Source organism: Pantoea sp. C1E2, assembly GCF_056491465.1.
In genome coordinates this window covers 3,041,346-3,063,444 of record NZ_JBSZHT010000002.1, presented here as the reverse complement: position 1 = coordinate 3,063,444, position 22,099 = coordinate 3,041,346, and the positions used below count along the sequence as shown (strand labels likewise).

General features: G+C 51.4%; 16 protein-coding genes and 1 tRNA gene. 2 read left to right on the top strand and 15 right to left on the bottom strand.

Going from position 1 to position 22,099, the window contains the following annotated elements; translation table 11 throughout:
- The first annotated feature begins 22 nt into the window (after positions 1–22).
- The gene (locus ACXI0A_RS14665) at positions 23–304 is read left to right on the top strand and encodes a hypothetical protein (protein ID WP_476148061.1); all 282 of its coding nucleotides are present in this window, start codon (positions 23–25) and stop codon (positions 302–304) included.
- 528 nt (positions 305–832) lie between these two features.
- Here the strand turns inward: ACXI0A_RS14665 and ACXI0A_RS14660 are convergent.
- From ACXI0A_RS14660 to ACXI0A_RS14640, 5 genes are all read right to left on the bottom strand, one after another.
- Positions 833–1,711 carry a plasmid partitioning protein RepB C-terminal domain-containing protein gene (locus ACXI0A_RS14660; RefSeq protein ID WP_476148063.1) on the bottom strand — a complete coding sequence of 293 codons (879 nt, stop codon included), beginning with the start codon at positions 1,709–1,711 and terminating at the stop codon, positions 833–835.
- Positions 1,708–2,592: a ParB N-terminal domain-containing protein gene (locus tag ACXI0A_RS14655; protein ID WP_476148065.1), complete on the bottom strand. Its 885-nt coding sequence runs from the start codon at positions 2,590–2,592 to the stop codon at positions 1,708–1,710. The genes ACXI0A_RS14660 and ACXI0A_RS14655 overlap by 4 nt, the downstream gene beginning before the upstream one ends.
- The gene (locus ACXI0A_RS14650) at positions 2,592–4,127 is read right to left on the bottom strand and encodes a recombinase family protein (protein WP_476148067.1); all 1,536 of its coding nucleotides are present in this window, start codon (positions 4,125–4,127) and stop codon (positions 2,592–2,594) included. The genes ACXI0A_RS14655 and ACXI0A_RS14650 overlap by 1 nt, the downstream gene beginning before the upstream one ends.
- A gap of 173 nt (positions 4,128–4,300) precedes the next feature.
- The gene (locus tag ACXI0A_RS14645) at positions 4,301–5,578 is read right to left on the bottom strand and encodes an integrase arm-type DNA-binding domain-containing protein (protein WP_476148069.1); all 1,278 of its coding nucleotides are present in this window, start codon (positions 5,576–5,578) and stop codon (positions 4,301–4,303) included.
- Between the two features lie 179 nt (positions 5,579–5,757).
- Positions 5,758–5,833, bottom strand: a tRNA-Asn gene (locus ACXI0A_RS14640).
- A 308-nt stretch (positions 5,834–6,141) separates the two neighbouring features.
- Here ACXI0A_RS14640 and ACXI0A_RS14635 point away from each other — a divergent pair.
- On the top strand, positions 6,142–7,263 hold the full coding sequence (locus ACXI0A_RS14635) for a Gfo/Idh/MocA family protein (protein WP_476148070.1): 1,122 nt from the start codon (positions 6,142–6,144) through the stop codon (positions 7,261–7,263).
- Positions 7,264–7,702: 439 nt separating this feature from the next.
- On the opposite strand, the gene yegS is transcribed toward ACXI0A_RS14635, so the two are convergent.
- From yegS to ACXI0A_RS14585, 10 genes are all read right to left on the bottom strand, one after another.
- A complete protein-coding gene (gene yegS, locus ACXI0A_RS14630) occupies positions 7,703–8,602 on the bottom strand; it encodes a lipid kinase YegS (protein WP_224931267.1) in 900 nt (299 codons plus the stop codon).
- 232 nt (positions 8,603–8,834) lie between these two features.
- Positions 8,835–10,202 carry a prephenate-dependent tRNA uridine(34) hydroxylase TrhP gene (gene trhP, locus ACXI0A_RS14625; protein ID WP_476148071.1) on the bottom strand — a complete coding sequence of 456 codons (1,368 nt, stop codon included), beginning with the start codon at positions 10,200–10,202 and terminating at the stop codon, positions 8,835–8,837.
- A 140-nt stretch (positions 10,203–10,342) separates the two neighbouring features.
- Positions 10,343–11,050, bottom strand: a complete 708-nt coding sequence (gene baeR / locus ACXI0A_RS14620; RefSeq protein ID WP_479485263.1) for an envelope stress response regulator BaeR — start codon at positions 11,048–11,050, stop codon at positions 10,343–10,345.
- A gap of 3 nt (positions 11,051–11,053) precedes the next feature.
- A complete protein-coding gene (baeS, locus tag ACXI0A_RS14615; protein WP_476148074.1) occupies positions 11,054–12,445 on the bottom strand; it encodes an envelope stress sensor histidine kinase BaeS in 1,392 nt (463 codons plus the stop codon).
- Positions 12,442–13,848 carry a multidrug transporter subunit MdtD gene (mdtD, locus tag ACXI0A_RS14610; protein ID WP_476148075.1) on the bottom strand — a complete coding sequence of 469 codons (1,407 nt, stop codon included), beginning with the start codon at positions 13,846–13,848 and terminating at the stop codon, positions 12,442–12,444. The genes baeS and mdtD overlap by 4 nt, the downstream gene beginning before the upstream one ends.
- Before the next feature lie 16 nt (positions 13,849–13,864).
- Positions 13,865–14,263, bottom strand: coding sequence for a type II toxin-antitoxin system tRNA(fMet)-specific endonuclease VapC (vapC, locus tag ACXI0A_RS14605; protein WP_476148076.1), 399 nt, complete (start codon positions 14,261–14,263; stop codon positions 13,865–13,867).
- On the bottom strand, positions 14,263–14,496 hold the full coding sequence (vapB, locus tag ACXI0A_RS14600) for a type II toxin-antitoxin system VapB family antitoxin (protein ID WP_224931277.1): 234 nt from the start codon (positions 14,494–14,496) through the stop codon (positions 14,263–14,265). The genes vapC and vapB overlap by 1 nt, the downstream gene beginning before the upstream one ends.
- A 71-nt stretch (positions 14,497–14,567) precedes the next feature.
- Entirely contained in the window at positions 14,568–17,636 is a 3,069-nt protein-coding gene (mdtC, locus tag ACXI0A_RS14595; RefSeq protein ID WP_476148078.1) for a multidrug efflux RND transporter permease subunit MdtC, read from the bottom strand.
- The gene (locus ACXI0A_RS14590; RefSeq protein WP_476148080.1) at positions 17,633–20,755 is read right to left on the bottom strand and encodes an MdtB/MuxB family multidrug efflux RND transporter permease subunit; all 3,123 of its coding nucleotides are present in this window, start codon (positions 20,753–20,755) and stop codon (positions 17,633–17,635) included. The genes mdtC and ACXI0A_RS14590 overlap by 4 nt, the downstream gene beginning before the upstream one ends.
- Positions 20,755–21,981, bottom strand: coding sequence for an MdtA/MuxA family multidrug efflux RND transporter periplasmic adaptor subunit (locus ACXI0A_RS14585; protein WP_476148082.1), 1,227 nt, complete (start codon positions 21,979–21,981; stop codon positions 20,755–20,757). Before ACXI0A_RS14585 ends, ACXI0A_RS14590 begins: the two co-directional genes overlap by 1 nt.
- Between the last annotated feature and the right edge of the window lie 118 nt (positions 21,982–22,099).

Here is a 22,099-nt window from a genome sequence, read left to right as displayed (position 1 = left end):
TAATTCAGAATAGTGTTAATTAATGTCATCCATGACCTTTGTGAAATTTATCCCTTTTTTGCAAATTCGAACAGCCTTATCATTCCTTTACGGTTGGCATCAAGGAAGTCAGCTCACCAATGGAGCATTAGTTTTTAAGGAAGCAATGCAGATGTTACTGAATGTAGCCGGAGCCAGTACCCTGTTAGGTGCGGTTATGGAAAAAAGTACCATTGCCGCTTCTGGCAATATCACGTCCTCCGATCAGGTAAAAGGCGCGACAGTGGTTTCATCGGGAAGAATGACGACAGATAAGTATTTGTAGATTAATGGAACGGCTACTCTCAATGCAGCATGTTCCCCTAACGGGTTGCAGGGTAAAGATTCGACAGGGCGATTATTATCATGTGTAAATGGCAAGTGGCAAAAGCCATCTGCTGGTGGTTCTGCATATTACAGAACTGGGCCTGATAGCAAAAGTTGCCAAAGAAGTAATCCCAATACAGGCGCATGTTCATGCGAGAGCGGGCAGGGAGTTTTTAATATAGGGATAGTTCAGGACTGTAAGAATTATCACGGACATGGCGATGACTGGACTGAATGTACAACAAAAGCAATCAATTATGGTTGTTTTAATTAATAATATATTGCTATTTTATAACCAACAGAAGGTTTATTTGCTGCTTTTGTATTATAGTAAATGAATGGAGTGTTGCAAACGATGATCATCATTGCTCTTACACATCTATTAATTCTTATAACTGCATATAAATTTTAACTGTTTTATTGGTTTGAAAAATCCCCGGGCAGTGCCTGTCCGGGGAAATCAATGTGTAATTAACATGTTTCATTCTTAATCAGGTGAGAGATTATTAATGTTGGATATATTCTTTAACTCAATAAGGTAATCTTTTTGATTATCTATAAACCAATGCAATATATTTGTATTGGAGAGTATTTTCTTAATGTTGGATTTTATTATTACTAGTTTCAGTGAGTTTACTCCATAACTCTCTTTTAGTTTTTCTGCTTCAACTTGAGTTTGAGACATCTCTCTTTCCAGTCTAGAAATTGCAGCTCTGTGCCCTTCTTTTTCTCTTTTTTTTTGTTCTTTAGTTACGTTAAGTAATGAAGGCGGAGTGCTGTTTAATAATGATAAAGAGAATTTTTCCGAGAAATTATCTAAAGTTAGCATAAAATTCGCACACTCAATTTGACGTATTGGTTTCATTTTTTTTAAAGTATAAAGTGTAGATTTAGGAACATGTTGATTTGCTAATAATGTGATTACCTCCGGGCATATATGATTTAATATTTTTATTTTATCTTTTACAGATTCGATTGAAATATCTAAAGCTTCACTTAAATTTTCAAGAGAAACCCCTTTTTTTATAGCTTTCTGGATCATTTTTTGTTCTTCTATAATAGTGATTCTGTTTACTTTGTTATTTGGAGTATAGCTATCATAAATAGTTGATATAAGGCATTTTACTTCTGTTTCGCCCAAATCTTTCAAAGCTTCTACGCGAAGATGTCCATCGACAATTTTTATTTTGTTTGTTTTGTCATCTATGTATATTATTACAGGTTCTATTAATCCGAGCATTTTTATTGATTTCATTATCTGAATAAATTTTTTACTATGTTTTATGTTTATAGGTAATTCTTTGGAGGAATTGAGAGTATTTATGTTGAAATTTATAGCGTTGCTCTGAAATAAGTTATTTATCATAGTTGATACTCCCGATGTGGTTTTTGAATTAAAATTACTGCTTCGGATAGTTGTTCTTGCTTCACCAGATTAGAAAATGATTCATCTTTTAGCAATTCCATGAATATTTGTTGTGCTAAAAGAATATTTTCTTCAATCAGACGAGCTTTATTCTTTAGTGATTTATGTTCATTAATACTGTCTTGATACATCTTCGTTAACTCATCAACTGAAATTTTTTTCTTCTTGTGATCTGATTTGAACGAATTGCTGATAGAACCTTTTAAACCTTCACTTCTAGTTTCTAAAATCTTTCTTAATTTAATTACGTCCCGCTGTTTTATTTTCCCGGCTTCAAATGCTTCAATAAAAAGTTCTTGTGATTCTTTATAGTTAGACTTTGCTATTTCGACAGCTAAAGATATGGGGATCTTACCAGATTCCACAGCAGCTAATAATTTATTTTCTCCTTTCCCTAATAACATGATGATACTATTGATCCAATTAACAGAAAGCCCAGTGTGTTTTGATATATCTTTGTTTGCCATACCCTCATTTGTCATATCTCTAATTCTATAAAACTGTTCTCCAGTTCTGGGGTTTACCCGGGCCATATTTTCAATAAGGCTCATAAGATAGGCCGTTTCTTCATCAACATCAATAATAAAAGCCGGTATCATCTTTTCTTTCAGTTGGTGAAATGATTCCAGTCTACCTTGCCCGCATATTAAAGCATATTGATAATCTTCATCTTTTATACGTCTCACTGTTATTGGTTTTCGTAATCCATTCTTAATACTCTCTGTTATTTCAAAGTGCTTGAATTTGTTGCGAGAGCGAGGATTAACAACTTTAACTGATAATGCGTCAATCATTGTTACATGATCAAATTCTTTGTTCATTATGCAACCTCTCTATCTTTTGTTGAAAGCATTTCTATAAGGATGTTTAAATTGTCAAATCTATATAATTCGAAAAGTAATGGGTTTTTCTCCTTTATTTTTATTTGTTCTTCTATATTTTCTATTGAGGGGAATATGTAATAATCAACTGGTTGGGTATTGCTTGAATCCATTCGAACTACAATATTTATGTCTGGAGAGAATCTTCTTTCGAATCTTACAATCCATCTCATACTTCCTGATTCGGTTTTTTTGCACTTAGAGAGTGTTAAAGATATTTTCAAATTATTATTTATCAAGATACTATCTGTTTTTAACATCTTGCTGTCTTTTATTTTTATTTGTTCATAAATAGATGTGAATATTTCAATATGTCTTTTTCTTAATTCACGATTCGTTTCTATATAACTATAATCTCGCTCAGGTGTATACCCGATCAACTGATATGCTCTCATCAATCCTCCAAATCGGTTGGCGATAACACTGGATGATGGACCAAGATCATCTTCGTCTATAATTAAACCTGACAGTTTTCCATTTTCTTTTAACTTTTTCCTAAGATAATTCATAATGTCTTCATTCGTTAAATCTATAGTTCTATTATTTATTATGGTTTGTGCTAAGTTGAATCTTTCGATGCCTATTATCGGAGTGGTATGCTCTTGTTTAATAATCCAATCCTCTTTAGGGTTTTTTATCTTTTTTGTTTTCAATTTTCCTGATGTTTTGTTGTAAATGTAAGTTCCTGTATATCGTTCGTTTATTAAAACAGCATGAACTCTGCTTCTGTTCCATTCTGAATTACTAGAGTATTTTATTCCCTCCTGATTTAGTTGCTCTGCTATGATATATTCATTGTAGCTTTCAAATATGAACATGTTGAAAATTCGGTTTATTATATTTATCTCGTGCTCTGTTCCAGGGGTTAAAACAACACGATCTGTCTGAATACTCTTTCGTTCACCCGGTTTTAATATAAACTTTTCATTATGTGATGCATCGATCAATTTTCGACGAAGCCCATATCCCGGTATACCGCCTTGATAGTAACCACGGTTAACAAGGTTAGCGTGGCCCGAAAAAACTTTTATTGATAAATTTTTGCTATAAGCACCCGCTGCATATCTTAGCGCAGGGAGAGTTAGCATTTGAATTTCAGGAGATTGATCAGGTAAATTTTCCGCACAGTAAATAACCCTAACTCCATGATATTTAAGTAAATAACTATAATGTCCTGCTTCATCATTATCCTGGAATCTACCAAATCGACTGACATCGTATACAAGTACTGCTTCTATATTGATTCTTCCAGTAACAACATCTTCTATAAGCTGATTAAAATTGTTCCTTCCAATCGTTGTGATTCCGCTTTTCCCCTCATCGTCATATGTATGTATGATATCCATATTGTGATCTTCGGCATATTTTCGGATGAACTGTGCTTGGTTATCGATCGAAAACTGCTGATGATCTGTAGACATCCTCAAGTATTGTGCTACGAATATTTTCTTTTCATTCAATAAATTACTGCCCATATCAGTAACCTCAATCAATCCACATTGATTAAAAATTGACCTATTTGGCGATTTTTGCAACTATTTTTGTTGGGGGAGGGGATAATAGGAAAGATTTTTAGCAGGTAATACTTGTAAGGAAGGCGATGGTCTAACTGAGCCTATATATTTAGCCATCCTTGGCCCATACAACGTTATCCCTTCTGTGCAAACTCGAACGGCCTGATCATGCCTTTACGGTTAGCATTCAGAAAATCGGCCCACCATTGCAGCATCAGGCGACGTTGTTCAAGGTGTTTGGCTTTATGGGTATAGGCAGCGCGAACGTTATTCTTTTCCATATGGCTCATCTGAAGTTCTACTACATCTTCAGGCCAGATACCTGATTCAATCAATGCACTACACGCCAGGGTACGAAAACCATGACCACACAAATCGGTTTTGGTGTCATAACCCATTTTACGTAGCGCCTTGTTGATGGTGTTTTCACTCATGGGTTTCAGAGCATCGTAACAGCCAGTGAAAATAAAGCCGCCATCACCGCTGATATCATAGGTGAGGTCTTTCAGCTCTTTTAAAATGGCGACAGCCTGACGGCACAAAGGAACATAGTGCTTTCTGCGCATTTTGGCACCACGCGCTGAGTACTTGATGCCTTCAATAGCTTCACGCCGTTCCGGGATAACCCACAGCGCACTTTTAAAATCGATTTCTGACCAGCGGGCAAAGCGGAGTTCGCTGGAACGAACAAACGTCAGCAGATTGAGTTTAATCGCCATTAACGTTAGCCTGCTACGTCCCTGATAGCCCTCAATGCGTTCCAGTAAGGCTGGTATTTCTTCAAGCTCAATAGCAGGGCGGTGTTCCGTCTGGGGCTTCTGAACGGCACCTTCCAGATCGTAGGCCGGATTAAAGCGGATGATTTTTTGCTGAACAGCGTATCGCAGTATAGCGGTAGCGTACTGTTTCACCCTCATGGCTATTTCGAGGTAACCGAGGATTTCAATCTTCTTAATCGGAACCAGCAGATCGCCTGTATCCAGTTCACCAATATCTTTGTTGCCGATATCAGGGAACAGGTAAGTTTCCAGTCGTGTCCAGACAGAGCGTTGGTAATCTTCCGACCAGGTGGTTTTAGTGGAAAACCAACTTCTGGCGACCGTTTTGAAAGCGCGGATATTGTTACGTTTTTCCTGAACCGTTTTATTGTCAGCTTGTTTTTTAGCGCTTGGATCAATTCCGGAAGCTAACAGCTTTCTGGCTTCATCACGGCGTTGTCTGGCATCAGCAAGAGAAACGGCGGGGTAGACACCAATCGAAAACACCTTTTGCTTACTTTCAAAGCGATAACCTAACTGCCAGTATTTTGAACCATTAGGATGTACCAGCAGATAGAGGCCGAATCCGTCAGTGAGCTTAACTGCCTTTTCTGATGGCCTGGCATTTTTTACTTTGGTATCAGTAAGTGGCATGACGGCTCCCTCCGAATGCTGGTAAAAAGAAAATCGAACCAGCTTTACCAGTATTTTTACCAGCAAAAGGGTGTAGCTTCGAGTAGTTTTTAATTGACGTGTGTAGACGTGGGGAGGGGCGCAACCAATTGATAAAAAGCAAAAAACCAGACGCCCGTAGACATCTGGTTTCTTTAAATTGGCTCCTCTGACTGGACTCGAACCAGTGACATACGGATTAACAGTCCGCCGTTCTACCGACTGAACTACAGAGGAATCGTTTGGAACGGGGCGCATAGTAACGAGCAGGCTCTGGGTTGTCAAAGGCCTTTTCCAGATTTTTTACTGACTGCTGAATAAAGCGTCAATTTTGCGATTCTCTCCGCCTTAGCGCACCGAATCACCCTCCATGACGGGATGATTTGTGATGCAAGTCACTAATGTTATGCAAGATTACATTCCGATTTGTCGATTTTGTCAGATACCTCGCATGTATGATCACAGATATTTCATTTCGGCGTTGTCGGGGCCAAAAGCGAAACATATATTCCAGATCACTTCTTACCTACAACTCCAGGTGCAGCATGAACAAAGTCAGAATCGGTATGATCGGCAGTGGTTACATTGGTCGTTGTCACGCAATTGCCTACGCGCAGGCACCTACTGTTTTCGCGCTGAAAGGTGAAATCGTGCGTGAAATGCTGGCAGAAGTGAATCCGGAGCTGGCCGCTAAACAGGCGGCGACCTTTGGCTTTGCCCGCTCAACGGCGGACTGGCGCGAGCTGGTGCGCGATCCCAACATTGATGTGGTCGATATCTGCGCCCCGAACTTCCTGCACAAAGAGATGGCACTGGAAGCGATTCGTAACGGCAAACACGTTTACTCTGAGAAGCCGCTCTCGTTGTCTGTGGCCGATGCAGAAGAGATGGTGCAGGCTGCACAGCAGGCCGGCGTGAAAACGCTGGTGGGCTTCAACTATATGAAAAACCCGACAAGCCAGCTGGCGCGTGAAATCATTGAGCGCGGTGAAATTGGTGAAGTGATCCATTTCTATGGCACCCACAACGAAGATTATCTGGCACGCCCGGAAACACCGCTCGACTGGCACTGCCAGAAAGCGTTGGCCGGTTTAGGTGCATTGGGCGATTTGGCGGCACATATCGTCAATATGGCGCACTATCTGGTGGGTGATATCGAAGAAGTCAGCGGCGATATGATGACAGTGATTAACCAGCGTCCAGATCCAAAAGATCACTCACGTCTGCTGCCGGTAGAGAACGAAGATCAGGCCAGCGCGTTACTGCGCTTTAAAAACGGTGCACACGGCGTGTTTGAAACCTCGCGCATCGCCTGTGGCAGCAAAATGGGCCTCACCTACGTGGTCACCGGCACCAAAGGTACGCTACGCTACACCCAGGAGCGCATGGCCGAGCTGGAGCTTTATATCCATGATGAACCCGCTGGACGTCAGGGCTTCAAAACCATTCTGACTGGCCCGGCCCATCCGGATTACGCCAACTTCTGCGTATCAGCGGGTCACGGTATTGGTTTTAACGATCAGAAAACCGTCGAAATCCGTGATCTGATCAACGGCATTGCAGCCGGCGATCGTATGTGGCCAGATTTTGCCGAAGGTTTGCAGGTACAGAAAGTACTGGAAGCGGTGGCGGTGTCAGCATTAGAGCGTCGCTGGATGAAGGTGTAACGGCCTTCTTGCAGCACACAATCAAGCTATTGATCAGGCCAGGGCAGCATCTGAGCCGGTAGTGAGCAGTGCTAAAGAGAGATTCTGGCAGCAGCCAAAGTTAGCCAATGAGCGCAATGTCTAACAGGCAGCACCTCTGACAGCATGCATTAAAGCTAATGAGCAGGCTGGGGCCGCTTTGGGGAAGGCATTTCGCAGCGCTGAACGGAGTGAGGAAGCCAGGAGAGCCAGCATGGATGCTGGCGGACCGGCGCAGCCTGAACAGGGATGTTCCGTATGCGCCGGTCCGCCCGGCTGACGAGTGAAGTGAAGGCACCGCGTCAGCGGCGCGAGGACCGCCAGCCCCAAAGCGGCCCCAGACTGCGTTATCACCTGCAACCCAGAGTGCATCACCACCAGCAATCCAGACTGCATTTCTCCCGCCTCTAACCCACAAACATCACGCCAGCAGCGGGCACTGCGGCGGCAGGCGGCAACTCAGTGCGCCTGGCATCACTTCAATTTCAAATTCGCTGCCGGTCAGCGGTTCGCCGTCCAGGTTAAACGTCATCTCATGTGGCGAGCGAATACTCAGTGACTGCAACTGTGCGGTGACAATATTCGGGTTCTCATCATCACGCGTCAGCGAATGCAGCAGCGTCGGCAACAACTCCTGTGCGGTGACAATGCTCAGATTCAGCTGCCCATCATTGATCAACGCATCTGGGCACAGCTTCTGTCCGCCGCCTGCCTGACGACCATTACCAATACCGATCACCAATGCATCGCCTTGCCACTCAAAGCCCGGACCGCTGATCTCACAACTATCCGGCTTCAGCGCATCGACACGCATCAAACCGTGAATAAAGTACGACACGCCGCCCAAAGCCGATTTCAATTTCTCCGGCGTCTCCGTGGTGATACGCGTGCCAAAGCCACCGGTCGCCATATTGATAAAGTAGCGATCGCCATTCACGCGCGCCAAATCAATCTCGCTGGCTTTGCCCAACACCGCCAGACGCAGTGCCGGTTCCATCTCCGCTGGAATACCGACGCTGGTGGCGAAATCATTAGCGGTGCCCAATGGCAGAATACCCAATGCAGGACGCTGCTCTGCGGGCACTGCTGCCAGCGCCGTGGCGATTTCATTGATGGTGCCATCGCCGCCACCGGCTACCACGGTCTCAGCCTGCAACTCCACCGCTTCCTGCACGAAACGGTCACCGTCGCCCTTTTCCCAGGTCACGCGTACCGCCAGGTTAAAACCTTCATCGCGCAGCGTATTCACCGCCGCACGCAAATCTTCATTGCCCGCGCCTTTCCCATTGAGGATCAGCAGCGTCAGTGGTTTATTTTGCATAATCAGTTCCTTGAGGCGAAATACGATGCAGTGGTTATAGCATAGCTGGGCGAGGAACTTTATCGGCGGGCGATGAAAAAAAGAAAACCCGCACGGGGGAGCCGGGCGGGTGAATGAGGTGGTTCCTGGTACTACCTGCTGTTTATTGTTACTCGTTAGCAGCAGGCGGGATTCTAAAGCGAGGCGCAGCGGCGGTCTGTGATCCTGTTCTAACTTCGCTGCATTCTTTTCTTTATGTGCGCTTTTTTCCGTATGGATCGTAGGTACTGTTGCCGTCGGTGAAATTACGCATCAGCAAAGCAAAAGCCAGATCCACTGATTCCGGTACCGGGATCCACACCTTATGCCCATCTCCCGGCGCGACATCTACCGCTGCACCTTTATCATTTTGCATCGATTCCAGCGTGCAGTTCAGATTGCCTTGCGGCGTCATGATCTCAACGGAATCGCCGAGCAAAAACTTATTCTTCACGGCAATTTGCGCCCAGTCACCGCGACGTTCACCGGTAAACTCCCCGACAAATTGCTGCCGCTCGGATACCGAGAAACCCTGTTCATAGTTTTGATAACTGTCATGAGTATGACGACGCAGGAAACCCTCGGTATAGCCGCGATGCGCTAAACCTTCCAGCGTTTCCAGCAGTGCGGGATCGAACGGCTTGCCAGCCGCCGCATCATCAATCGCACGGCGATACACCTGTGCGGTGCGGGCGCAGTAATAGAAGGATTTGGTACGACCCTCTATTTTCAGCGAATGCACACCCATCTGGCTCAGGCGTTCAACATGCGCCACCGCGCGCAGATCCTTCGAATTCATGATGTAAGTGCCGTGTTCATCTTCAAAGGCACTCATCACTTCGCCGGGCTTCATTTTTTCTTCCAGCAAAAACACGCGATCGGTGGTTTCACCGATGCCAAGCGTGGGCTCCTGCACTTCAACCGGCTGATGAAAACCAACAATATTGCCCACCTCATCCTGTTTGCCTTCTTCCACTTTGTATTCCCAGCGGCAGGCGTTGGTACAGGTACCCTGATTGGGATCGCGTTTGTTGAGATAGCCCGACAACAGACAGCGGCCGGAATAGGCCATGCACAGTGCGCCGTGCACGAAGATCTCAATTTCCATCTCTGGCACCTTCTGGCGAATCTCAGCAATCTCATCCAGCGACAGCTCGCGCGACAAGATCACACGGGTCAGCCCCATCTGGTGCCAGAATTTCACCGTCGCCCAGTTCACCGCATTGGCCTGCACCGACAAATGAATCGGCATCTCAGGAAAGGCTTCGCGCACCAGCATGATCAGGCCGGGATCGGACATGATGAGCGCATCAGGCTGCATCTCGACCACGGGTGTCAAATCGCGGATAAAGGTTTTCAGCTTGGCGTTATGCGGCGCGATGTTCACCACCACGTAAAATTTCTTGCCCAGCTGGTGGGCTTCTTCAATGCCCTTAGCCAGCACTTCGTGGGTGAATTCATTGTTACGCACGCGCAGGCTGTAACGCGGCTGGCCGGCATACACCGCGTCAGCGCCATAGGCAAAGGCATAGCGCATATTCTTCAGCGATCCCGCTGGAGAAAGGAGTTCAGGTTTAAACATGGAGGGAAATCTCACTGATGTCAGGTCAGCATGCCATCGGTGATGGCAGGTGCACGAGCCGCATCAAACGGCCCTGCAAAAGGTGGGGAATTGTAGGCAGGGCCGCCGCTGAAGTAAATTGATCTACATCAAGCTAAAGGCTACATCAGGCGACAGACGTCCGCTTCCCAGCGATAGCCCATGCCGTACACCGCGCGAATAAACGGCTGTTCAGCATCGAGATTTTCCAGCTTGCGTCGCAGGTTATTGATATGGCTATCAATGGTGCGGTCTGTGACCACGCGATAGTCGTCATAAAGATGATTCAATAACTGTTCACGCGAGAACACTTTACCCGGCTCTAGCGCCAGGGTTTTCAACAGGCGGAATTCAGCGGGCGTCAGTTCCAACTGCTGCTCACGCCAGCTGGCCTGGAAACGCCCTTCATCAATCAGCAGGTGCGAGGCCAACTGCGCCTCTTCCGGCGAACGCTTTACGCGGCGCAGAATGGTTTTCACGCGCGCTACCACTTCTCGCGGACTGAACGGTTTGCAGATGTAATCATCCGCGCCAATCTCCAGCCCCAGCAGGCGGTCAATCTCTTCGGTGCGTGCTGTCACCATAATGATCGGCAGCTCAGAGAAACGGCGGATCTCACGGCACAGCGTTAAGCCATCGCGACCGGGCAGCATCAAATCCAGCAGCATCAAGTCGGGTGGCGACTGCTGCACGTAACTCAGCACCTCGTTGCCATCGGCGATATGGTGAATGCGATAGTTCGACGCCTGCAGATAATCGATCATCAGCTGCGCCAGTTTCGGTTCGTCTTCAACAATAAGAATCAGGGGATCGTGATTATCCGGGCTCATAAGCTATTTCTGGTGAGGAACATACGGCAAGTTTAGCGCGATTTGCAGTCCACCTAAATCAGAGTGCTCCGCAGAAATGCTGCCGCTATGTGCTTCAACAATGTTTTTACAGATCGCCAGGCCCAATCCAGAGCCGCCGCTGGCACGATTACGTGAACTTTCCGCACGGAAAAAACGCTCAAAAAGATGTGCCTGATGTTCAGCGTCCACGCCTGGTGCGCTGTCTGTAAAGCGTAACTGCCAGTATTCAGCGTTTTGCTGCACACTGACCCGCACTTCGCCACCGGCATCGGTATAACGCAGGCTATTCTCCAGCAGATTGGTGAACAACTGCATCAAACGATCCGGATCGCCAAAGCTTTCGGCTTTTACCGGTAGCGCCAGATTTAACTTCAGGTCACGGCTGCGATAGCGTTCGCCAAAACTGCCGGCCACTACTTCCAGCAAATTCACTAAGTCCACGGGCTGCTTGCGATAGGCGAGGGCACCGGCATCAGACAACGACAGCTGGTGCAGGTCGTCTACCAGTTTGGTCAGTACCACCACTTCGCTCTGCAGTGAAGTGATAGCCTCCGGCGTCAGCTTGCGCACGCCATCCTGCATTGCTTCCAGCTCACCGCGCAAAATTGCCAGCGGCGTACGCAGCTCATGGGAGATATCGGCCATAAAGGCACGACGGTTGCTTTCATTTTTTTCCAGCGAACTGGCGAGCTGGTTAAAGTCGCGCGCCAGCTGGCCAATTTCATCACTGCTACCCACTTCCACCCGCGAGGAAAATTTGCCTGCCGCCAGTTCATGGGTGCCGTCTACCAGCCGTTTCACCGGTGCCAGCAGGCCGCGCGCCAGCAGCCAGGTGACCAGCGCCGCCAGCAGCGTGGTGAGGGTGACGATCATCCAGCTGGTTCGCCGCTGCTGCAGATCAAAGTTGATGTCAGTGCTGCGCGTCAGCCGCTCAGCGGGCGAAGCGATCACCCAACCCACCACTTTGCCAGTGCTGGTGGTGATGTTGCGCCGCGTACCTTCCGGCGGCACCGGCGAGTGCGGCCCGGACAGCACTTTATACTGCTGATCGATAATCCAGAACTGAGTGCGCCAGCCGTGTGGCGGCAACTGCGTACTGCTCCCGGGATTTTGCTCCATGGAACGCAGAATGGTGAAAATCAGCCGATCGTTGTTACGCAGAAAATCCCAGTCACCGTGCTGCTCGTACTGATCCGCCAGCGCATCGCTCAGCAGGGTTAAACGCTGTTCATTGCCTTTCTTGATGTAATCGACAAAGCCATGCTCAAAGCTGAGGCGCACCCCCCAGTGCATGGTGATAATGACCAGCATGCAGGTGGAAAAGATCGCCATAAACAGCTTGGCGCCGATGCCGAGTTTTAACGGCTGCTTCATGCTTTTCTCCTGCCTCTGAGATCAACGTTCTTGCTGACATCCTTGGGTACGCGCCAAAACACCAGTGCCGGCAACACAATCACTAACGCCATGCACAGGTAGGTATAAATAAAGGTTTGATGCGCAGCGGCGCTATTCGTCACGGCACCGTGTGCGAACGACCCCAGCAGCAATCCTGCCACCGTGACGCCAATACTCATCGACAGCTGCATGATCATCGAGAGCAGGCTGTTGCCGCTCGATGCCAGATCATCCGGCAACTCTTTCAACGTTAAGGTATTCATCGAGGAGAAGCGGATAGCGTTCACCATCCCCTGCAATAGCAGGACCACCGGCAGCATCCACACCCAGCCGAGCAGCGCCACGGCCGGGAACAGCAACACCACCAGCGCCAGCGCGACAGTCGCCCCGACCAGCGCATTGCGATAGCCAAACAGGTTAACGATGCGCACCACCACGCGTTTGGTGCCCATATTGCCGAGCACCATCGGAATCATCATTAAACCGGCGTGGAACGGGCTGTAACCGAGACCCACCTGCAAAAAGATCGGCGTCATAAAGGGCAGCATGCCGCTGCCGATGCGCCCCGTGAAGCTGCCGAGCAGGCCAATCGAGTAAATACGGTTATCGAAAAGCTTGAGGCTAAACAGCGCGTTGTCGTTGTTACGGCCGTGCATCAGGTAGAACAGCAGGGAGAACACCCCGACCAGAATCAGTGCGCCAAGCAGCAGCGGGGAGCCGCCGGTGCTGCGCTGACCGTCGAGCGCCAGCGTCAACGTTGCCATGCCAACTGCCAGCAGCACAAAGCCGAGGAAATCAAAGCGTTTGGTCTGCATGGTGTAGTTCGGCATTAGCGTCAGCGTGGCGATGGCACCGATAATCCCCACCGGAATATTGATCAGGAAGATCCAGTGCCAGCTTGCGTACTGCACCAAAATCCCGCCCAGCGCCGGACCGAGCAGCGGGCCGATTTGCCCCGGCGTGGTAACAAAAGTCATCGCCGACATGTACTGCTCGCGCGGCACGATCTTCATCACCGTCAAACGCCCCACCGGTACCATCATCGCGCCGCCGACGCCTTGCACCACGCGCGCCATCACCAGTTGATCGAGCGAGGTGGAGAAGGCGCACAGCAGCGAACCGATACTGAACAGCACAATGGCGCAGAAGAAGATGTTACGCACGCCGAAGCGATCCGCCAGCCAGCCGCTGATCGGCAGTGTGATGGCCACGGTTAATACGTACGACACAATCACCGAGTGCATATTGAGCGGGCTGACGTTGAGGTCGCGTGCCATCGAAGGGATGGCTGTGTTGACGATAGTGGTGTCCAGCGCCTGCATAAAGAAGCCGAAGGCGACGATCCACAGCTGCCAGCGCACGGTGGCGTTTTGCGAGTTCATGAAGATTACCGTTGTATTAAAGCCAGTTTTCGCTGATTAACCCGTTCACCCGTGAAAATTCGCGCAGGTTGTTAGTAATGAGTGTTAGCGCTTCACTTCGCGCGTGTGCAGCAATGTGTAAATCATTCAGACCTATGGGCGTGCCTTTCTTTTCTAGGTCAGCGCGAATCGAGCCGTAATGAAATGCTGCCCTTTGGTCGTAACTGATTACGTCCAGACGGGAAATAAAGTCTTCAACAGTGCGTAGATTCCTTTCAGGAAAAGCACTTTTCTCCGCGCCATGAACGAGTTCAGCAAGCGTAATTGATGAGATGACCATGCGGCCGACGTTGGCATTAAAGCGTTCCAAAACCTCAATCGGGCGGCGTTTGATGACATAGATAACGATGTTGGTATCCAGCATATAGCGATGCATCAAAAATCTTCCCTGTCGGATTGCTCCTGTGACGCACGCTCATTCATAAAATCATCGCTTACGCTGGGGCCATTGAGGAAAAAGCTATCCCAGGCGTTTTCTATTGGTGTGAGAATGCGCTCTTTGCCAACCGCACGCACCGTGACATTTTTCACGTTGTCTGGAAAGCGCACGTCAGCAGGAATGCGCACGTTTTGCGTACGATTATTGGTAAACACTGTACCTTGAGACATATAAACCTCCTTCATAGTGACTGGATAAAGTTTACTCGCTTTATGCTATGTAGCAAAGGTGTATAGCATGGTCATTCGGTAATCAATGCCGCTTTTTTACGCCGACTCAGCTTATCCATCATCAGATACACCACCGGCGTGGTGTAGAGCGTGAGTAGCTGGCTCATCACCAAACCGCCGGCGATGGTGATCCCCAGCGGCTGACGCAGTTCGGCACCGTCGCCGCTGGTCAACACCAGCGGCAGGGCACCAAACAGCGCTGCCAGCGTGGTCATCAGAATCGGGCGGAAACGCATCTGGCAGGCCTGGAAAATGGCGTCACGCGCGCTGAGATTGCCGTTGCGCTGCGCCTCCAGTGCGAAATCCACCATCATGATGGCGTTTTTCTTCACGATACCGATCAGCAGCAATATCCCTATCAACGCAATCAAACTGAACGGCGTATTAAACAGTTCCAGCGCCAGCAGCGCGCCTACGCCCGCCGAGGGCAGGGTGGAGAGAATGGTCAGCGGATGCACATAGCTCTCATACAAAATCCCCAGCACGATATACACCGCCGCAATCGCTGCCAGCATCAGATAGAGCTGATTGGATTGCGACTGCTCGAACACCTGCGCGGTACCGGCAAAGCTGCCGCGCACGCTGGAGGGCACGCCGAGCGCGGTCATGGTGCGTTCAACCGCCGCCGAAGCCTGAGATAACGACACGCCTTCTGGCAGGTTAAAGGAGATTGTCGAGGCGGCGGACAGGCCTTCGTGGTTCACTGACAGAGGCGCATTGGCGGGCTGCCATTTGGCGAACCAGCTCAGCGGAATCGCTTTGCCATCGCTGTTGATCACGAACATCTGATCGAGGGCGCTGATATCCTGGGTGTAGCGCGGATCGACTTCCATCACCACTTTGTACTGATTGAGCGGCTGATAAATGGTGGAGATCTGACGCTGACCAAAGGCGTTGTTCAGCAGCGCATTGGCGGTCGAAACTTCAATGCCCAGCCGCGCCATGCTTTCCCGATCGTAAGTCAGATCCATTTCGCTGCCTTTGTCTTGCTGATCGGAGTTCACATCCACCAGTTCTGGCAGCGCGGCAAACGCCTGGCGAATCTTGGGTTCCCACTCACGCAGATCAGCGAGATTGTCCGACAGCAGGCTGTATTGATAGCTGGCATTCGATTCACGTCCGCCGATACGAATATCCTGCACCGCATTAAGATACAGGTTCGCGCCGGGCTCTTTCGCCAGCTTGGTGCGCAGGCGGGCAATCACTTCCTGGGCGTTTTCACTGCGTTCCGACAGCGGCTTAAGTGACACGAACATCGATCCGCTGTTGGTGCGCGAACCGCCGGTAAAGCCGGTGACGTTATCCACCGCCGGGTCGGCCTTAATGATGTTCATAAAGTCCTGCAGCTTGCCGCGCATCGCCTGGAACGAGATGCTCTGATCCGCCGAAATAAAGCCGTTTAAGCGTCCGGTATCCTGCTCGGGCATAAAGGTTTTTGGGATTGAGCTAAACAGGTATACGGTCAGCCCGACGGTGGCGAGCAGCAGCATCAGCACCCAAATCGCGTGATTCAGCACCCAACCCAGCGAGCGCGCGTAGCCGTTTTGCACCCTGAGCATTACTTTGGCAAAACCGCGGGTGCGCGGCTGACTGCGCTTCTCTTGCGGTTTCAGCAGGTAGGCGCACATCATCGGCGTCAGGGTGATGGAGATAAACAGTGAGATCAGGATCGCCACCGATAGCGTAATGGCAAATTCCGAGAAGAAGCGGCCAATAATCCCGCCCAGCATCAGCAACGGCAGAAACACGGCAATCAGCGACAGGCTCATCGACAGCACGGTAAAGCCCACTTCACGCACGCCGGTCAGCGCTGCCTGCAACGGTTTCATTCCCGCTTCGACGTGGCGTGCAATGTTCTCCAGCACCACGATCGCATCATCGACGACAAATCCGGTGGCGATAGTCAGCGCCATCAGCGACAGATTGTTAAGACTAAAACCGCACAGATACATGGCGGCGAAAGTGCCAATCAGCGAAACCGGCACGGCGGCGGCTGGGATCAGTGTGGCGCGGCCGTCGCGCAGGAACACAAACACCACCAGAATCACCAGCGCCACCGCAATCATCAATGACTGTTCGACTTCCTGCAGCGAGGCGCGAATGGTGGGTGAACGGTCCTGAGCAATTTGTAAATCGATGGCGGCGGGGATCACTTCATGCAGCAGCGGCATCTCGCTGCGAATACGATCCACGGTTTCGATGATGTTAGCGTCCGGCGATTTACGCACCACCAGCAGCACGGCGGGTTTGCCATTGGTCATCCCGGCGTTACGCACGTCCTGCACCGAGTCCTGTACGTTAGCCACATCGCTCAGCCTGACGGCCGCACCGTTGTTGTAGTGCACCACCAGTGGCTGATAGACGCTGGCGGTTTGTAGTTCATCATTGGTCCGCACTTGCCAGCGCTGCCGCACATCATCAATCGCCCCTTGCGGGCGGCGCTGGTTGGCGTTGCTGATGGCGGTTCGCACCGCATCCAGCGACACGCCTTGATTGAATAATGCCTGTGGATTGAGATCGACGCGCACCGCAGGCAACGAACTGCCGCCGACAGTGACATCACCGACGCCCTGAATCTGCGACAGCTTCTGCGCCAGTTGCGTTGAGGCGTAATCATACAGCTGACCGGGATTATAAATGTCCGAGGTCAGCGTCAAAATCATGATTGGCGCATCCGAGGGGTTGGCTTTGCGATAGGTTGGGCGGCTCGGCATCCCGGTGGGCAACAGGCTTTGTGCCGCGTTGATCGCCGCCTGCACGTCACGCGCTGCACCGTTGATATCGCGGTCAAAATCGAACACCAAAATCACACGCGTACTGCCGAGTGAGCTGGTGGAGGTCATCTCACTTACTCCGGCAATACGCCCCAGCGAACGCTCCAGCGGGGTCGCTACTGAGGCCGCCATGGTTTCAGGCGACGCGCCGGGCAGTGAGGCGGTAATCACGATCACCGGGAAATCCAGCTGTGGCAGCGGGGCCACCGGCAGCAGGCGGAAACCGAGAATACCGGCCAGCGCAATCGCCAGCGTCAGCAGCGTGGTCGCCACCGGCCGATGTATAAACAGCGCGAAAAACTTCACGGCTGCGCCTCAGAACGCTTAAAGCGACGGCGCGTGGCGTGCGCCAGGCGATCGAACAGCAGATAGATCACTGGCGTGGTGAAGAGCGTCAGGATCTGGCTGAGTATCAAGCCGCCGACCATCGCAATCCCCAACGGGTGCCGCAGTTCTGCGCCAACCCCGGTGCTCAGCATCAGCGGCAGGGCACCGAGCAGCGCCGCCATGGTGGTCATCAGAATCGGACGGAAACGCAGTAAACAGGCCTGATAGATCGCTTCACGCGGTGCCATACCTTGTTCACGCTCGGCGGCCAGCGCGAAGTCGATCATCATGATGGCGTTTTTCTTCACGATACCAATCAGCAAGATAATCCCGATGATGGCGCTGATATCCAGCTCGTTGCCGCTCAGCATCAGCGCCAGCAGCGCGCCCACGCCCGCCGTCGGCAGCGTCGAGAGAATGGTGATCGGATGGATAAAACTCTCATACAGCACGCCGAGCACGATATACATCGCCACCACTGCAGCAATAATCAGCCACACCGTGCTGGTGAGCGCCGCTTCAAACGCCAGCGTGCTGCCCTGGAACTGCGTCATCATTTCGGCGGGCATGCCCACCTGATCTTCGGCGGCGCTGATGGCTTTGACCGCTTCGCCCAGTGAATAGCCCTCGGCAACATCAAACGAGAAGGTGGCGGAAGGGAACTGATCGAGGTGGTTGATGCTCAACGCCGCATGACGCTCTTCCACCTGGGCAATGGCACTCAGCGGCACGCTGCCGCCGTCCGTGCTGGCGAGGCGAATACCGTCCAGGCTGGCGAGCCCCGGCGTGGCTTCGTTGTTTTGCTCCAGCACCACGCGATACTGATTCGCCTGGGTGTAAATGGTGGAAATCAACCGCTGACCAAAAGCGTTATACAGCGCGTTATCGACATCGGCCATGGTAATGCCGAGGCGGCTGGCGCTGTCACGATCGACGCGGATAAAGGCTTCCAATCCCTGATCCTGCCAGTCGCTGCTGACATCGCGCAGCTGTGGCAAACCGTTCAGCTGCTCCAGTAGCTTAGGCACCCAGGTGCTGAGTGATTCCAGCGAACCCGATTGCAGCGTGAACTGATACGGCGTGCGGCTGGCCTGGGTTTCAATGGTCAGATCCTGCACCGGTTGCAGCCACAACGACACCCCCGGCACTTTATCAATCTCTTGCTGCAGGCGCTTTTGTACCGCAGGAATACGGTCATCACGCTCACTCAGCGGTTTGAGGTTGATCTGCAACCGCGCGCTGTTCAGTGCCGCATTGGTGCCATCGACGCCGACAAACGACGTCATGCTCTGCACCGCCGGATCTTTCATGATGATCGACGCCACATCGCGCGTGCGATCTGCCATGCTGGCGTATGACACCGACTGCGGCGCCTGCAAGGTGCCCTGAATAATGCCGTTATCCTGCTGCGGGAAGAAGCCTTTCGGGATAGCAATCCACATCACCACCGTCAGCAGCAGCGTTCCGAGCGCCACCGACAAAGTGATCCACGGATGCTGCAATACGCGCGTTAACCCACGCCCATAGCTGGCGATGATGCGATCAAACATCGCTTCACTGGCGCGAGAAAAACGGTTCTGTTTGCGCAGCGACTCGGCACTCAGCATGCGCGCGCACATCATCGGCGTGAGCGTCAACGATACCACGGCGGAGATCAGAATCGCCACCGCCAGCGTCACGGCAAATTCACGGAACAGGCGACCAATTACATCACCCATAAACAGCAGCGGGATCAGCACCGCAATCAGCGAGAAGGTGAGGGAGATGATGGTGAAGCCGATTTCGCCCGCGCCCTTCAGCGCCGCCGTCATCGGCTTCTCGCCTTTTTCGATATAGCGCGAGATGTTCTCGATCACCACGATGGCGTCATCCACCACAAAGCCGGTGGCGATGGTAAGGGCCATCAGCGTCAGATTGTTGATCGAGAAGCCGAGGAAATACATCGCGGCAAACGTCCCGACCAGCGAGAGCGGGACCGCCACGGCGGGAATGATCGTCGCCGGGACGTTACGCAGGAACAAATAGATAATCATCACCACCAGCCCAATCGCCAGCAGCAGCTCGTGCTGGGTATCGGCCACCGATGCACGGATGTTGGTGGTGCGGTCAGTCAGCAATTTCACGTCCACCGACTTCGGCAGCGTGGCGGTAAGTGACGGCAGCAGCGCGCGAATGCTGTCCGCGGTGGCGATGATATTCGCACCGGGCTGGCGCTGAACGTTAAGCACAATCGCCTGCTGACGGTTAGCCCAGGCGCCAAGCCAGCTGTTTTCTGCGCCTTGTTCGATAGTGGCGACATCACCAAGACGCACCGGCGCACCGTTGTTGTAGCTGATAATCAGCTTGCGGTAATCCTCGGCGGAGGTCATTTGATCGTTGGCGGCCAGCGTGATCGAGCGCGTCGGGCCGTCCAGGCTGCCCTTGGCGGAGTTGACGTTGGCGTTGGTGATGGCGGTACGCACTGTCTCGCTGGTTAAGCCCAATGCGGCCAGCGCCTGCGTGTTCATTTTCACGCGCACGGCTGGGCGTTGTCCGCCGGACAGTGTCACCAGACCGACGCCGGTGACCTGCGAAATTTTCTGCGCAACGCGCGTCTCCACCATGTCCTGCACCTGCGTCAGCGGCATACTGGTGGTGGTCACGGCGAGCGTCATGATCGGCGGATCGGCAGGATTGACCTTGCTGTAGACCGGCGGATTGGGCAGGTCACTGGGCAACAGATTGGTGGCAGAGTTGATTGCCGCCTGCACTTCCTGCTCGGCGACATCCAAAGAGAGCGTGAGCTGGAACTGCAACGTCACCACCGAGGCACCGCCGGAACTCTGTGATGCCATCTGCTTCAGCCCTGACATCTGGCCAAACTGGCGTTCAAGCGGGGCGGTAATCGAAGAGGTCACCACATCCGGGCTGGCGCCTGGGTAGAGCGTGACCACCTGAATCGTCGGGTAATCCACTTCGGGCAGTGCCGAGACCGGCAGAAAACGGTAGCCGAGCACACCCGCCAGCAGAATGGCGATCATCAACAGTGTGGTCGCCACCGGGCGCAGAATAAACTGACGCGACGGCCCGCCGCTGCTGTCAGGAGGCATCACCTGCATTATTGACGCTCTCCACGGGCAGGCTGTGCAGAGCGCGTGCTGTGTGTCGCGGTGCTTTGCGGTGACACCACTTCAACGCTGGCGCCTTCGGTAAGGCGATCCAGTCCATCCGTGACCACGCGCTCACCGGCTCCCAGCCCGTCGCTGATCACCACTTTTTGGCTATCCTGCAAACCGGCCGTCACGCGCTTTTTACTCACTTTGTTGTCACTGTTCACTACCCAGACAAAGTGACCGTCATTGCTCATTTGCAGCGCCGCCGTTGGGATCACCACCGCATCCTGCAGCGTATCGACTTTCAGACGCGCATTCACAAACTGATTAGGGAACAGCGTGTCATCCTGATTATCGAATCGCGCTTTGAGTTTGATGGTGCCGGTGGTGGCATCAATTTGGTTATCGAGGCTGAGCAGGGTGCCGCTGGTGAGCAAGGTTTTATTGCTGCGATCCCAGGCCTCAACAATCAGCGGCTGCCCGCTTTTTTGCGCTTTGAGGATCTGGCTAATATTGTTCTCGGCAACGCTGAACACCACGTCGATCGGATGGGTTTCGGTGATCACCACTAAGCCAGTGGTATCGCCGGAGGTGATGTAATTGCCGACATCGACCTGCTTCAGGCCTACACGACCAGAGATCGGCGCGGTAATGCGGCTATAAGTGAGATTGAGCTGCGCGCTGGCAACGTTACCCTCATCGGCTTTAATCGTGCCGAGAGTTTCACTCACCAGCGAGCGCTGCGTATCCAGTTCCTGTTGTGAGACCAGCGAGGTTTTCGCCAGCTTTTCATAACGGCTGAGATCGCGGCGTGCATTCGATAAAGTGGCCTGGTCTTTTGCCAGCTGGCCCTGCGCCTGAATTAAGGCGACCTGATAAGGTCGGGGATCGATTTCGGCCAGCAGCGCACCCGCTGCAACCTGCTGTCCTTCCTGAAAGTGTAACGCCATCAACTGCCCATCAACGCGGCTGCGCACGGTAACGGTGTTGGCCGCCATCACGGTGCCAAGCCCGCTGAGATAGTAGGGCACACTCTGGGTAGTTGCAGCAGCAGCCTGAACCGGTGCTAAAGGACGACGATTCGCCCCGGACGCGCCACGACCATGATGTTGCTGGCCCTCGGCTTGCGGCTGCTTACTCGGTTCCGCAGGATGCTGCCACCAGTAATATCCACCCGCCACCGCGGCGATCGCGACAAGTGTTATCAGGCTTGTTTTCAGTCGACTGTTCATCTGCTTGCGTGCTCTCCAGCGGTTTCGTATTCCCCAAATGCGAAAGCAAAATGGCCGTTTCGCAAACGAAATGATTGTAGACGCCCGTGCCGGGCAAAAATTGAAGGAATTAAGAATA